The organism is Polynucleobacter sp. 39-46-10 (assembly GCF_002282275.1).
Genome location: NZ_NCJB01000561.1, coordinates 1 through 1,023, shown reverse-complemented (window position 1 = coordinate 1,023; position 1,023 = coordinate 1). Strand labels below are relative to the sequence as shown.

The 1,023-nt window shown below is 48.5% G+C and carries 1 protein-coding gene; it reads left to right on the top strand.

Annotation, left to right across the window (positions count from 1 at the left end; all coding sequences use genetic code 11):
• On the top strand, positions 1-1,023 hold a 1,023-nt coding region (locus B7X71_RS17735), incomplete at both ends, for a DNA gyrase C-terminal beta-propeller domain-containing protein (protein ID WP_293601712.1).

Sequence of the window (1,023 nt, the reverse complement as noted above, 5' to 3'; positions counted from 1 at the left end):
CACAGAAGACTTGATCACTCCGCAAGATATGGTGGTCACGCTTTCGAACACTGGTTATATGAAGAGCCAGCCTCTGAGTGAATACCGTGCGCAAAAACGCGGTGGTCGTGGCAAACAAGCTGCAGCCACTAAGAATGAAGACTGGATTGAAACCCTCTTCGTTGCGAATACACATGACATCATTCTGTGCTTCTCTGATCGTGGACGTATGTACTGGCTCAAAGTGTGGGAAGTTCCACAAGGCAGCCGCAACTCACGCGGTAAGCCAATCGTCAATATGTTCCCATTGATTGAGGGCGAAAAGATCACGGTAATTCTCCCAATCAAGGGATACCAAGATGATCATTACGTCTTTATGGCAACAAGCCTGGGTACCGTGAAGAAGACGCGGTTGTCTGACTTCTCCAATCCACGTAAGGCTGGAATTATTGCCGTTGATTTAAATGAAAACGATTTCTTAGTTGGTGCAGCTATTACTGACGGTCAGCATGATGTGATGTTGTTCTCTGACGCTGGTAAAGCAGTGCGCTTTGACGAGAATGATGTGCGTCCAATGGGTCGTACAGCGCGCGGCGTACGTGGTATGAACTTGGGTGAAGGTCATCAAGTCATCGCCATGTTAGTTGCTCCGGCTGAAGCTGCCGAAGGTGTTGAGGCTACTGTTGTTGATGAGAATGGTCTCGCTATTCCAAGCAGCGTGCTGACTGCCACTGAGAATGGTTTTGGTAAGCGCACACCGATTGGTGAATACACTCGTCATGGCCGTGGCACTAAGGGCATGATCGCAATCCAAACAACTGAACGTAACGGTAAAGTAGTTGCTGCTGCTCTGGTTTCTCCTGAAGATCAAATCATGTTGATTACTACTGGCGGCATCTTAGTGCGCACACGTGTTTCAGAGATTCGTGAAATGGGGCGTGCCACACAAGGCGTCACTTTGATCAACGTTGATGAAGGCACTCGTTTGTCTGGCCTGCAGCGTATTGCTGAAAGCGATTCTGATGATGAGAATGACTTGGATGA